Annotated in this window: 12 protein-coding genes; 4 read left to right on the top strand and 8 right to left on the bottom strand. The window is 62.7% G+C overall.

Annotation, left to right across the window (positions count from 1 at the left end):
• On the top strand, window positions 1-924 hold a 924-nt coding region (locus tag RMN73_RS03240; protein WP_309601881.1), incomplete at its 5' end, for a TonB-dependent receptor domain-containing protein.
• Window positions 925-937: 13 nt separating this feature from the next.
• Here the strand turns inward: RMN73_RS03240 and RMN73_RS03235 are convergent.
• The 5 genes from RMN73_RS03235 to RMN73_RS03215 all read right to left on the bottom strand — a co-directional run bounded on the left by RMN73_RS03235 (window position 938) and on the right by RMN73_RS03215 (window position 6,033).
• The gene (locus RMN73_RS03235) at window positions 938-2,386 is read right to left on the bottom strand and encodes a S41 family peptidase (protein WP_309601880.1); all 1,449 of its coding nucleotides are present in this window, start codon (window positions 2,384-2,386) and stop codon (window positions 938-940) included.
• Window positions 2,387-2,456: 70 nt separating this feature from the next.
• On the bottom strand, window positions 2,457-3,557 hold the full coding sequence (locus RMN73_RS03230) for a helix-turn-helix domain-containing protein (protein WP_309601879.1): 1,101 nt from the start codon (window positions 3,555-3,557) through the stop codon (window positions 2,457-2,459).
• A 315-nt stretch (window positions 3,558-3,872) separates the two neighbouring features.
• On the bottom strand, window positions 3,873-5,123 hold the full coding sequence (locus RMN73_RS03225; RefSeq protein ID WP_309601878.1) for a SulP family inorganic anion transporter: 1,251 nt from the start codon (window positions 5,121-5,123) through the stop codon (window positions 3,873-3,875).
• A gap of 30 nt (window positions 5,124-5,153) precedes the next feature.
• Window positions 5,154-5,879, bottom strand: a complete 726-nt coding sequence (locus tag RMN73_RS03220) for an alternative oxidase (RefSeq protein ID WP_309601877.1) — start codon at window positions 5,877-5,879, stop codon at window positions 5,154-5,156.
• Window positions 5,869-6,033, bottom strand: coding sequence for a hypothetical protein (locus tag RMN73_RS03215; RefSeq protein ID WP_309601876.1), 165 nt, complete (start codon window positions 6,031-6,033; stop codon window positions 5,869-5,871). Before RMN73_RS03215 ends, RMN73_RS03220 begins: the two co-directional genes overlap by 11 nt.
• A gap of 679 nt (window positions 6,034-6,712) precedes the next feature.
• On the opposite strand from RMN73_RS03215, the gene RMN73_RS03210 reads away from it, so the two are divergent.
• Window positions 6,713-8,110, top strand: coding sequence for a DEAD/DEAH box helicase (locus RMN73_RS03210; protein ID WP_309601875.1), 1,398 nt, complete (start codon window positions 6,713-6,715; stop codon window positions 8,108-8,110).
• Here RMN73_RS03210 and tgt read toward each other — a convergent pair.
• Window positions 8,107-9,231 carry a tRNA guanosine(34) transglycosylase Tgt gene (tgt, locus tag RMN73_RS03205; RefSeq protein WP_309601874.1) on the bottom strand — a complete coding sequence of 375 codons (1,125 nt, stop codon included), beginning with the start codon at window positions 9,229-9,231 and terminating at the stop codon, window positions 8,107-8,109. The two genes, RMN73_RS03210 and tgt, sit on opposite strands and share 4 nt — an antisense overlap.
• 47 nt (window positions 9,232-9,278) lie before the next feature.
• Here tgt and RMN73_RS03200 point away from each other — a divergent pair, with 47 nt between their 5' ends.
• Both RMN73_RS03200 and RMN73_RS03195 read left to right on the top strand, forming a co-directional pair.
• Window positions 9,279-10,034, top strand: coding sequence for a TSUP family transporter (locus RMN73_RS03200; protein ID WP_309601873.1), 756 nt, complete (start codon window positions 9,279-9,281; stop codon window positions 10,032-10,034).
• 15 nt (window positions 10,035-10,049) lie between these two features.
• Entirely contained in the window at window positions 10,050-11,003 is a 954-nt protein-coding gene (locus tag RMN73_RS03195; protein WP_309601872.1) for a 2OG-Fe(II) oxygenase, read from the top strand.
• Here RMN73_RS03195 and queA read toward each other — a convergent pair.
• Both queA and RMN73_RS03185 read right to left on the bottom strand, forming a co-directional pair.
• The gene (gene queA / locus RMN73_RS03190) at window positions 10,988-12,055 is read right to left on the bottom strand and encodes a tRNA preQ1(34) S-adenosylmethionine ribosyltransferase-isomerase QueA (protein WP_309601882.1); all 1,068 of its coding nucleotides are present in this window, start codon (window positions 12,053-12,055) and stop codon (window positions 10,988-10,990) included. The genes RMN73_RS03195 and queA overlap by 16 nt on opposite strands.
• Window positions 12,055-12,471, bottom strand: coding sequence for a peptidylprolyl isomerase (locus RMN73_RS03185; protein ID WP_309601871.1), 417 nt, complete (start codon window positions 12,469-12,471; stop codon window positions 12,055-12,057). The genes queA and RMN73_RS03185 overlap by 1 nt, the downstream gene beginning before the upstream one ends.
• Between the last annotated feature and the right edge of the window lie 53 nt (window positions 12,472-12,524).

Here is a 12,524-nt window from a genome sequence, read left to right as displayed (position 1 = left end):
GATTATTTCCGCACGACCAGCACCTTTTTCTCGCTGCTGCCGAGCTTCAACTCAACCTATGTCTTCACCCCGCCGCGCGGCAAATGGACCGACACCTCACCGATGGCCAGCATCGACTGGCAGGCCCTGTCCAACCTGATGCTCTACGCCCGCGTCGCCAAGGGGTTCAAATCGGGCGGGTTCAACGGCCGCGCCAATAGCGCCAGCGAATCGACCGAATATGATCCTGAAAAGGCCTTGTCCTATGAGGCCGGATTCAAAAGCCGGATCGCCGGCCAGCTGACGCTCAACGGGTCGGTGTTCACCACCACATACAAGGACTTCCAAGCCCGCGTGTCGGGCATTGAAGACGATCTCATCACCGGTATCCCGTCGCCCAAATTATCGGTCCTCAACGCCGGCAAGCTGCGCATCAACGGGGCCGAACTCGAAGCCGCCTGGACTCCGCTGACCGGGCTGCTGCTGGATACCCAGATCGGCTATCTCGATGCCGAATATAAGGAATTTGACGACGTTCGGTTCGCCGCATCCGGGGGCAGCCGCGCGTTCCAGACTCCAGCCTTCGCACCCAAGTGGACGGCCCGGTTCGGCGCGCAATATGCGGTCGACCTCGGCACTGCCGGGGGCATCACGATCGGCGCCCAGACGCGCTACAAATCGCGCACCGCGCTGGCGGTCGACAACACGCTGACTAACAGCCGGACCGAGATCGCCGGGCTGTTCCAGGGCGCTTATTGGATGCACGACGCGCGCATCGTCTACGAGACCTCGGGCAAGCATTTCGCGTTCGGCTTGTATGGCAACAATCTGTCGAACCGCGCCTACAAGACCGACGCGCAGGAATTCTCTTCGGTTGGCAGCATCCGCACCGTCTATTACGGCGCCCCGCGCACAGTAACTTTCCGCTTCACCGCGCGCTACTGAACAAGCGCAAGGTTCAGGATCGAATCCAGCGTTCCGCTGATTCCATGCACCGGTCACGCCCTGCGGCGATATCCCTGATCGTCGGGCGAACCATTACGTCGGGCAGGACTCCGCGATCGGGTTGCGGCGTTACCGCGAAATTGCCGATGATCGGGATATCGAACTCAAGGTTGCTGCCGGGCAGTCGGACAAAGAAATAGCCATTGCCGTTGATGCCGCGCAAATTCCCCCCGCTTTGCTCGCCGAACAAGCGCACCAGTTTCGATTCCCGCGCCCGGCGAGCGAAAGAAAAAGTGGCCGAACTGCACGTCGGCCCGATCAGCGCCGCCACCGGCAGGTCGATCCGTGGCCCCTTGGCCGCAATCAGGTCGCTGCCCTCGGTGCCCAGCGCGAAAAAGCCGTTGCCGAGGTCGGCGGCTTGTTCACCAATGGTGCGGAAACTGTCGTCCCACGTATCGAGATAAGGGTCGAGCTCCTTCGGGGTTCGACGATACCGGACCAATTGGCGATAACCCTCGAATTGCATGTCCTTGGTGGTCAGTCGGGCAAAGATCGCATTGCCGCATTCGTTGCCGCCTTCATTGTCGCGCAAATCGATGATCAGGCCCTTGGCACCGGTCAAGCTCGCCAATCTATCGTCGAGCCAAGCCTCCCACTTCCATTTGCTGTTATACATCACCCAGCTCGGCATGGTCAGGATCGCGACCCCGTCCCGCATCTCCCAGGTCCAGAACGGCTCGGACGTGCCATTGGTCTCGATCGTATGGCGGTTTGCGCTTCGCTGGGCCGGGGTCAGCGCCGCCAGTTCGACTATGCCGCTGGTTCCTGCCGGGGTGCGGTAGCCGATCCGGAATACGCCATCTTGCGGCGGTCGGATCAGCCCCTGGAAAATGTCGAACGTCTCCAGCCGGTCGGTGTTACGCATCGCCATTTGCTGGATGCGCTTGCCGTCGTTACCGCCGTCGGCGCGCGAAAAGGCCACCAGCCGCCTGAGCAAGTCGCTCGCTCTTTCGCCATTGATCGACACGATCTCGGTCCCGCGCGGCAAGGCCGCCTGCCCGCTGCGGTTCGCGAGCACCACCATTCGCCCGTCGATCCAGTCAAACTCGAACGGCAGCCGCGTATTGCGCTCGAACAATGCGGCCGCCACCGCTCTTTTCTGATTATACGGGTTGCAGTGCGTATGGCCGCAGCGAATCTCGGCGAGAAATTTCGACAAGATGAGGAATTGGTGGTCGAGACCGGACTCGCGCGCATAATCCCGTTCGAGCAAGCGCAGCCGCCTCTCCAACATCTTGGGGGACTGGTAACGATAGACGCCGGGGTGCAGCGCCAGCACGCGCCGGACGATATCAACGTCCTGCCTGAGCTCGCCGGTCGATGCCGCCGCGCGCAGCGACCGATGGGGAAGCAGGGCTGCGGCGCCGCCGACCGCGAGCAAGCTTCGTCGTGTGAGGGTCATGGTCATGGCCGCTTTGCTGGCCTCATCGGCTCGACGGGTCGCCTCAATTTGCAAACTTGATCGATTATTCTCAATTTGATCCGTCGCGCCGACGAAAGGTCGACGGGCTGCAGCCAAACGTCGCTCGAAACGCGCGGTTGAAACTGGCTTTCGAACTGAACCCGCTGTCCAGCGCCAGGCCCAGCAGATCGCCTTGCCCATCGGTCCGAAGCCGCGCGGCAACCTCCTCCGACCGCAGTCGATTGATGAACGCCGAAAAGCTTTCGCCCATCCCCTCGTTGAAGGCGCGGGAAACATAGGCGCTGTTGGTGCCCAATATGCGGGCCAGTCGCGGGACGCTGAGTTCAGGGTCGGCGAACAGCCGTTGATCGCGCACCTGCGTCGCCCATTCGGCCGCTTTCGACGTCCAGTCTCGCGCCGATACAGTCGGCACATCAAGCTCGCGGATGGTCGGAAATGGCATTGCCGCATGGCGCCACCCTTCGATCCCAATGAACAAGGCGAAGGCGGCGATCGCCAGGTACAGGCCCATCAGGCCGCGATAGCCAAGCGGACTGACCAGGTCCCACAGGCCGTAAACCGCCCAGATTGCGAGCAGCACGAACAGCGCACCGACGGCCCGCTCCAGCCAGGCCAGCGCAAAGCGGTGATCGTCGCTCCGCTGGCCGCGCAGCAATTCGCGATATTTGTGGATCAGCGACCGGCTGGCCAGGCCATAGCCCGCCAATCCGACGACGATGCCGGCATTGATGATGATTTCATAGGCCGGGCCGGCGGTCGCCAGCCACGCATTCTTATACGGTTGACGCAACAGGATGAACGCGCCGCTCAGATAAGCGAATTGCACCGCCGCCGGGACAAGATGACGCCATGCCGCGACCGGCCAGCGACCGTTGACCATCGCAAACACATACAGATACGCCAGCGGCGCAACCGCCAGCGAAATTGCGAATGGCGCAAATGACAGCCACCGCCAGCGGTCGTAAAATCCGGCAAACCCGATCATCCACGGCGTAATCATCCCCGCCAAAACGACCAGCAACAGCGCAAGCGTTCGATTGGCGACGATATTGCGCAGCGAACGGGTCAGCGCCCACGCCAGCAACGCCAGCTGGGCAAACGCCACCGCCAGCACCGCCGTCCGCCAGCCAAAGACCAAACCGTCACCCACAACCCCAACTAGCACGCACGCCGCCGCGGTCGAACCCAATCGCCAGCGCGCCGCCGATCCGCCGTCCAATGCAGGATTTCGCCCGCCTTGCGATCACCGGCGGCGCGGCAATTACCGGATCGAGCGGCTCAGGATGCCGGTGCCAACGGTTGATCGTTGGGGCGAAGCGACGGCGACCGAGCCAATGTCCGCAAGGGGTGGCAAGCAGACATTCACTCAAATCGATCTGGAGGTCCGATCTGCGACCGTATCCATCATTGAGACCGGAGTTCTAGACGCTCGAAAGCGGGTGCCGGGACAGCTATCGCTACGTGGCTATGGACACGAATCAGATGCAAGAATGCGCTTCTGCAATTGTATCGCGAGTCCCAACGCGGTGCCGATGGCAATCGCCACGGTAAGGCTACTCAGCACGGTCAGACCAAATGTCAGAAACAGCAATATCCGGTCGCTCGCGCTCGCCCTCAGGCGCTCTGGCCATCGATCCGGTTCGCTCATCGTCCACGCCGTTACGATCAACAACCCCGCTAGGGCCGGCATGGTGAGATATGCCGCCAACGGCGCAGCGGCGACGATCACCACTAAGATGGTTAGCGCGTGGACGATCCCGGCAATCGGGGTCCGTCCGCCAGCGCGGACATTGGTCGCGGTCCGAGCAATCGCGCCGGTCACCGGCAAGCCTCCGAACAAGGGCGACGCAATGTTCGCCGCGCCTTGTGCCAGCAATTCAGCGTTGGAGCGATGGGCGCCGCCTATCATCCGGTCGGCGACCACCGCCGACAACAGGGATTCCACTCCGGCTAGGAATGCTATCACGAGTGCCGAGGGGAGCAGTGCGATCAATAGCTCCGTACTCATCGGCGGCAGGGCGATCATCGGAATGCCATTGGGAAGGCTGCCGAATCGTGAGTGCAATGTGTCAACTGGAAGCGCCAGCAGCGCCACCGCGCCAGACGCGATTGCGATTGCGAGGATTGAGCCCGGAATCCGCGGCGTCCACCGCCGCAACATTAGGATCAGCACGATGGTGGCAAGACCGATGGCAAGCGCAGCCACGTTAATCGTCCCTCTTGCGGACCATAATACAGGAACAATATCTACGAACTCAGCGGGCATTTGGGCAATGGATTCGCCAAGTAGATCTTTCAATTGACTGACCGCGATGATCACCGCGATCCCGATCGTGAACCCTTCGATGACAGGCTCCGGGATCAACGCGATCAGCCGGCCCGCTTGCACCACCGCCCCGATGATCAGGATCAAGCCGGCCATCAAAGTAGCGAGTAGCAATCCGTCGAACCCGAATTGCTGGATGATCCCGTAGACGACGACGATGAAGGCACCGGTTGGTCCGCCGATTTGGACACGACTGCCTCCAAGAGCCGAGACGATCAGTCCGCCAATCACCGCCGTGACCAAGCCGGCGGCCGGCGGCGCGCCTGATGCAATCGCGATCGCGATACTTAGCGGCAGAGCAACCATCGCGACGGTTATTCCTGCGATGACGTCGGCTGCTAATAGCCGGGATGTATATGCCGGGAGGGTCGTTAGCAGCTTCGGCTTCATCGCTCACGCGCCGCTGTCATTCCTGATCCATCACGCATTCACCCGAATATCGTCCGCATGCACGGGATAAGGCGCCGCGATCGCTCGCTCAATCCTAGTGCCGCCAATCTTGCTCGAATATCCGTGATTGACGTCGCGATGATGCGCTTCGTCGGCACGCACCAGCAACACAACATCGCGCAACGTCGCGTCGTCGGCCATCTTCCAGTAATGGCGTGCGATCGCCGGGGCCGGCACGTTGGGCGAGCGGCCGTCGTCGATTTCCTTGAGGTAGAGCGTGTAGCTGATCACCGCTTCCTCCTCGAAATAGCCGACCACGCGATGTGCAGTTTTTGACGAGAACAAATAGAGGATCGAGAACAGGACGAGGAACACCCACTGCGCCATCAGGATCACCAGCCGCTCGAACAGGGTCGGCTTGGCGATCTCGATGAACGTCATCAGATGCATCCGCTCATTCTCCGCTTCTTCGAGCAGGGTGCGAATCCAGCCCTCGTCATCCTTCATCCGGCGCAGCGAACTGAGATGGGTGAACATCGCGCCGACCATGCCCGGCACCGCCGCGACGGTTTCCAGCACGATCGCGCGGTGGCCGTAGCGTTTGGCGAAAAACGTATCGGCACAGAAGCGCAGCAACTTGGTGAAGCTCAAGGCGAACCGGTCTGAAAAGCCCTCGGGCTGATGGTGGATCGCGGGCTCGGCGTCATGCTCTTCGGCAAGGGCCCTGGCGTCGGGCACAAGGATCTTATTGGTCATTGTCGGCCTCCTCGCGCAATGGCGCGGCGTGGGCCGCCTTGACGCTGTAGCGACCGGCGAGATCGAAGTGGATCAATCGCGCCCCGGAATTGGTCGCGGTCCGGGCCTTGGCGAGCGAGGAGCGCTTGCGCTTGAGCCAGTAAGTCTGTTCCATGGGGTCGACCTTGCGTGGGCAAGCGGGGGCACGATGACCCTCTGTCACAGGATGCTTGCGGAAAGTGCAGGTGATGCCGGCGACTTAGCACGTCACCAAGGAAATAGCGATCTCGTTGGAGGATCGTTCGGGAAGCGCCTGCGCTTCAGGCCATACCAAGTTGGCCATGCGCCGAACGTTTACAGTCCGGTGAAGTCAAACTGATGTTGGACAGTCGGTTTCCGGCAATTCGCGGCCGTGTCGATGGGCTGACTGGAATGTCCGCAATGGGTCGAAAGCGGACATTAGCAAAATCAAGCGCCGCTCCTGAAAGCCGCTTTCAATGTAGGATTTCGTCTGCCAGCGTAATGGCCGCACGACTCGATTGTGCTGGCTCTTTCATGCTGTTGGTTCAAGCACCGAAATCTGTCGCGAAGCCGCGATTGGGGGCAATTCGGGCGTGTCTTCGTTCGGTTTTCAGGCGAAATTGCAGCATATCCTAAACGCGATCGGCAGATTTCTAGGGAAAATAGGAAAAATGGTCGCTGACCATGGGTCTTTTGCGACCTTTGTGGCTTTATCGGTGCCCCTCCCTCTCCGCGCCCACCCCCTCAACCTTGACTTTCGCGGCCCCTTCGCCCATCGCACCCGTGGTGCTGCGCGACGGTTCGCGACTGGCCTTTTTCACACCGGATTTTTCATGAGTTTTGCCGATCTCGGCCTTTCCGACCCATTGCTCGCCGCTGTTGCGGACAGTGGCTATGACATCCCCACCCCGATCCAGAAGGGCGTCATCCCCTCCGCATTGATGGGCCGCGATTTGGTCGGCATCGCCCAGACCGGCACCGGCAAGACCGCCGGCTTCGTCCTGCCGATGATCGACATCCTCGCCGAGGGCCGCACCCGCGCCCGCATGCCGCGATCGTTGATCCTCGAGCCGACCCGCGAGCTTGCCGCCCAGGTCGCCGAAAATTTCGTCAAATATGGCAAGAACCACAAGCTCTCTATGGCCCTGCTCATCGGCGGCGTCCAGATGGGCGACCAGGTCAAGGCGCTCGAAAAGGGCGTTGACGTCCTCATCGCCACGCCGGGCCGGCTGATGGATTTGTTCAGCCGCGGCAAGATCATGCTCAACGATTGCAATTTGCTGGTGATCGACGAAGCCGACCGGATGCTCGACATGGGGTTCATCCCCGATATCGAGGAAATCTGCTCCAAGCTCCCGCGCGGTCGGCAGACTTTGCTGTTCTCGGCTACCATGCCGCCGCCGATCAAGAAACTGGCCGACAAATTCCTCAACGATCCCAAGACGATCGAGGTCGCCCGCCCGGCCACGGCCAACGTCAATATCGAACAGAAACTGGTCATCACCAGTGGCCCCAAAAAGCGCGACGCGGTGCGCAGCATCCTGCGCGAGCCGGGCTTCAAGAATGCGATCATCTTCTGCAACAAGAAGGTCACCGTCCGCGAGGTCTACACCAGCCTCAAGCGCTCGGGTTTCGCCGTCGGCCAGATCCAGGGTGACATGGACCAGTCGAGCCGGATCGCCGAATTCGACCGCTTCAAGACTGGCGACGTCACCGTGCTGGTCGCGTCCGACGTCGCGGCGCGCGGGCTCGATGTGAAGGGCGTCAGCCACGTCATCAACTTCGACGTGCCGTGGCAGCCCGACGATTACATCCACCGCATCGGCCGCACCGGCCGCGCCGGGATGACCGGGATCGCTTACACGCTGGCGACGTCCGCTGACGGTGAAGCAGTGGCGAATATCGAGAAGCTCACCGGCATGAAGCTCGGTCGCTTCGGCGCTGGCGAAGCCGCGGCCGAACCTGCCGCCGAGGTTGAGGCCGAAGCCCCCCGCCGCGACCGCGCGCCCAAGGCCAAGCCAGCGCCCGCCGCCCGCGAGAAGCGTCCCGAGCCAGCCCGCGAAGAACGCCGTCCCGAGCCGGTTCGTGAAGAGCGTCGCCCTAATCCCGCGCCCAAGCCCGCACCCGCGCCGAAGGCTGCCAAGCCCTTGCCCAAGGTCGAGGAAGACGATGCGTGGAACGGCCCGATGCCCGGCTTCCTGTCGGTCGGCTTCGGTTCCTCAGGCGACTAACGCTTGCGATATTGGTCGAGGAACGCCTTCGCGTGGTCCTCGAACCGGCGCTCGCTGATGGCATCGCGCAGGCCTTGCATCAGCCGCTGGTAGAACCAGAGGTTATGCTCGGTCATCAGCATCGAGCCGAGGATTTCGCCTGACCGCACCAGATGGTGAACATAGGCGCGGCTGTAATCGGCGCAGCTCGGGCAGCCGCAATCCGCCTCGATCGGCGCTTCATCCTCGGCGAATTTGGCATTGCGGATGTTGATCGGTCCGTCGGCGGTGAACGCCTGCCCGGTCCGCCCCGACCGCGTCGGCAGCACGCAGTCGAACATGTCGATCCCACGCCGCACCGCCTCGACAATGTCGTCGGGCTTGCCGACCCCCATCAGGTATCGCGGTTTGTCGGCGGGCAATTGACCCGGTGCGAAGTCGAGGCAGGCGAGCATCGCTTGCTGCCCTTCCCCCACTGCCAGTCCGCCGACCGCATAGCCATCGAAGCCGATATCGATCAGCGCGTCGGCCGACGCCTTGCGCATGCCCTCATCGAGCACGCCCTGCTGAATACCGAAGATCGCCGCGCGGGCGGCATGCTCGCCGCCGCGGTCAAACTCGTCGCGCGACCGGCGCGCCCAGCGGATCGAGCGCTCCATCGCTTCACGCTGCTTGGGCTCGGGGACGTCGGGGCGGACCAGTTCGTCGAATTGCATGATGATGTCACTGCCAAGTAGCCGCTGGACCTCGATCGACCGTTCGGGGCTGAGCAGATGGCGCGACCCATCGAGATGGCTCTTGAACGACACGCCCTCATCCGTGACCTTGGTGAGTTCGCTTAAGCTCATCACCTGATAGCCGCCGCTGTCGGTCAGGATCGGCCGATCCCAATTCATGAACTTGTGCAGCCCGCCCAGTTTCGCCACCCGCTCGGCGCCGGGGCGGAGCATAAGATGATAAGTATTGCCGAGCAGGATGTCGGCCCCGCTCGCCCGCACGCCCTCTGGCTTGATCGCCTTGACCGTCGCCGCCGTTCCCACCGGCATGAACGCCGGGGTGCGGATCTCGCCGCGCTGCATCGTGATCGCACCAGTGCGCGCGGCGCCGTCAGTGGCGGAAATCGTGAAGGCAAATCTGGTCATCGGCGGGCGTCCTAGCGGCTCGCATCCGGCACCGCTAGGAGGCAGGGATGATTGATCCATGGCTCTATCCAATTCTCACTTCGGTCGCGGTGCTCGCCGGCTTCATCGACTCCATCGCCGGTGGTGGCGGGTTGATCATGATGCCGGCGTTGCTGTTCGCAGGGGTGCCACCGATCAATGCACTGGCGACGAACAAACTCCAGTCGATGTTCGGAACCGCCACCGCCTGCGCCAATTATGCGCGCAAGGGACTGGTCGACTGGCGGTCGAACTGGGTGTCGATTGTGCTGATCTTCCTTGCGTCGGGCGCGGGGGTGATTGTCGTCCAGTCGGTCAGCTCGAAGGCGCTGACATTGGTCATTCCGTTGCTGCTGCTCGCCGTCGCCGCTTACGTGCTGTTCAGCCCGCGAATGAGCGACGAGGATGCGCATGAGCGGGTCAGCGCCAAAAGCTATTCCCCAATCGGCGCGGCGATCGGTTTCTATGACGGCTTCTTCGGCCCCGGCACAGGCAGTTTCTTCACCACCACTTTAGTCGGTCTTCGCGGCCTCGGGCTCACCCGCGCCACCGCGCTGACCAAATTGTTCAACCTGACCAGTAACGTCGCCGCGGTCCTGCTGTTCGCGATCGGCGGCAAGATGTTGTGGCTGCTCGGGTTCAGCATGGCAGCGGGGGCAATGCTCGGCGGGTGGATCGGCAGCCACACCGCGATGCGGTTCGGTGCAAAGGTGATCCGGCCGTTGCTGGTCGTGCTATCGCTCGGGCTGACCGCGCGACTGCTGTGGAGCTATTTCGCGGGCTGAGGTAGAAGCGTTATAATGTCCTCGACCGCTTTCCACCATCTGGCCCAGCGCCTCGGCAAGCGCGATACGAGTGCCGCTGCGGCAATGCTCGCGATGGCCGAGGCTGGCGATGCCGATGCGCAGAACAAGGCGGGTGAACTGAGCCTTCGCGGGATGGCGGGGCCGGTCGATCTGGAGCAGGCCCGTCGCTGGATTGCCAAGGCGGCTGAGCAGGGCCAGCCCGACGCGCTTCGTACTGCAGCTTATTTCACCGCCGCTGGTATCGGCTGCGCGCCTGACCCGGCAAAGGCGCTGGCGATGTTGCAGGCGCTTGCCGCGACCGACCGGTTCGTCGCGGTTCAGCTGGCGTTCCTCGACCATCTCCAATGCGAGGCGACGCTGGCCACTGCAGAGCGCCGCTTGATCTCCGCCGATCCGCATATCGAGCTGATCCTCGGGCTCTTCAGTGCTGCGGAGTGCCGTTACCTCCAATTGCTCGCGCAGCCGTGGCTCGAGCCGGCGATGATCTATGCCACCACCGGCAAAGGCATGCGCGACCCGCACCGTGACAGCGACAATATGGTGATCGCGCCGATGACCGAGGACCTCGTGATCCAGGCAATCAACCGCACCATCGCCGCTGCCAGCGGCACGCAAGCGACTTGGGGGGAGCCGCTGCACATCCTGCGCTATGCGCCCGGCCAGCAATATCGCCCGCACCATGATGCCCATGCTTTCGGGCCGATCGAACAACGGCGGATCGCCACGGCGTTGCTTTATCTCAACGACGCGTACGAAGGCGGCGAGACGCATTTTCCCGAACTGGGCATTACGGTTCGCGGCGGGGTCGGCGATCTGCTGATCTTCCACAATCTCGACGCCGACAACATGCCCGACATGCGGATGATCCACGCTGGTCTGCCAATCACGTCGGGGGAGAAATGGCTTGCGACGCGCTGGATCCGCGGCGCAGATTACTTCCCGCGCTGAGGCAGCAACAGCGATCCATCGCCGTAGGAGTAGAACCGGTAGCCGCCTGCGATCGCATGGGCGTAGGCCGACTTCATCACGTCGAGCCCCATCAGCGCCGACACCAGCATGAACAAGGTCGACCTGGGCAGATGGAAATTCGTCAGCAGCCCGTCGACTGCCTTGAAGCGATAGCCGGGCGTGATGAAGATGGCAGTGTCACCGTCGAACGGGTGGATCGTGCCGTCGTCCGCCGCGGCGCTTTCGATCAAGCGAAGGGACGTCGTCCCGACCGCGATCAGTCGTCCACCCTCTGCCCGGGCCGCGTTGAGGCGGTTCGCGGTAGCAGCGTCGATCCGGCCCCATTCGGAATGCATCCGATGCTCGGCAGTGTCATCGACCTTGACCGGCAGGAACGTCCCCGCGCCGACGTGAAGCGTCAGCGTCTCGCGGGCAATTCCTCGCGCGTCGATCGCCGCGACCAGCTGATCGGTGAAGTGAAGTGCGGCGGTCGGTGCCGCAACTGCACCGGCTTCGCGGGCGAACATGGTCTGATAGTCGGCCGCATCATCGGCATCGGTCGGGCGTTTCGACGCGATATAGGGTGGCAGCGGCATTTGCCCGGCACGCTCAAGCAATAGCTCGACCGGTTCGTCGCCGTGAAAGGTGAACAGGATCGCGCCGGCATCATCACGTTGTACCGCCGTCGCGAAGACGCCACCACCGAAGTCGACGACGTCGCCATTGCGCACTCGCTTGGCATTGCGGACGAACGCCCACCAGCTGCGCAGCCCTTCGCGTTTGTGCAAGGTTGCGCCGATGCGGGCCCCAGGCCTGCTTGTCAGGCCGTCCACAGAAGCGCCGCGCGAGCCCTCGAGCTGCGCGGGGATGACCTTGGTGTCGTTGAACACCAGCACGTCGTCGGGGCTGAGCAACGACGGCAGGTCGAGCATGACCCGGTCGGCAATCGCATCGCCATCGACCAGCAGCATGCGCGCCGAATCGCGCGGCCGCGCTGGCCTCAGCGCGATCCGGTCATTAGGCAGGTCGAAGTCGAAGTAAGCGACGTCCATCAGCCGGCGGGCGGTGTCGCCTCCGCGGCCGGCGGCGAGGCCGCTGCGGGTGGCGGCGGCAATGGCCCGTCGATCCACACCCGCACCATCTTGGTCGGCGCTTCCGGCGGTTCGCCGGGCGCGATCCCGTCGACAAATTGCATCCCGGAAATGACGCGGCCGAAAATGGTATATTTGTGATCGAGCGAGGTACCGGCCGACAACATGATGAAAAACTGGCTGTTGCCGCCGTTGAGATCTTCCTGGGTCCTCGCCATCGCCAGAACTCCGCGCATGTGTGGCAACGTGCTGAATTCGGCGGTCACATTGGGCAGGTTTGACCCGCCCTGCCCGCTGCCCTTGGGGTCCCCACCCTGCGCCATGAAGCCGGGGATGACGCGGTGGAAGGTCAGGCCATTGTAGAATTTTTCCTTCACTCGGTGGAAAGCATGAAACTACTCGGTGAGCAGGCAGGACTGGAGCTTTATGA

The sequence above is a fragment of the Sphingomonas sp. genome (genome assembly GCF_031372575.1).
GTDB lineage: Bacteria > Pseudomonadota > Alphaproteobacteria > Sphingomonadales > Sphingomonadaceae > Sphingomicrobium.
This window is presented reverse-complemented; position numbering and strand designations above follow the sequence as displayed.

Bases quoted from the DNA above. Each gene is read 5' to 3' on its own strand.
- RMN73_RS03235 (WP_309601880.1), bottom strand. From the start codon at position 2,386: ATGACCCTCACACGACGAAGCTTGCTCGCGGTCGGCGGCGCCGCAGCC.
- RMN73_RS03225 (WP_309601878.1), bottom strand. From the start codon at position 5,123: ATGAAGCCGAAGCTGCTAACGACCCTCCCGGCATATACATCCCGGCTA.
- RMN73_RS03220 (WP_309601877.1), bottom strand. From the start codon at position 5,879: ATGACCAATAAGATCCTTGTGCCCGACGCCAGGGCCCTTGCCGAAGAG.
- RMN73_RS03215 (WP_309601876.1), bottom strand. From the start codon at position 6,033: ATGGAACAGACTTACTGGCTCAAGCGCAAGCGCTCCTCGCTCGCCAAG.
- RMN73_RS03210 (WP_309601875.1), top strand. From the start codon at position 6,713: ATGAGTTTTGCCGATCTCGGCCTTTCCGACCCATTGCTCGCCGCTGTT.
- tgt (WP_309601874.1), bottom strand. From the start codon at position 9,231: ATGACCAGATTTGCCTTCACGATTTCCGCCACTGACGGCGCCGCGCGC.
- RMN73_RS03200 (WP_309601873.1), top strand. From the start codon at position 9,279: ATGATTGATCCATGGCTCTATCCAATTCTCACTTCGGTCGCGGTGCTC.
- RMN73_RS03195 (WP_309601872.1), top strand. From the start codon at position 10,050: ATGTCCTCGACCGCTTTCCACCATCTGGCCCAGCGCCTCGGCAAGCGC.
- queA (WP_309601882.1), bottom strand. From the start codon at position 12,055: ATGGACGTCGCTTACTTCGACTTCGACCTGCCTAATGACCGGATCGCG.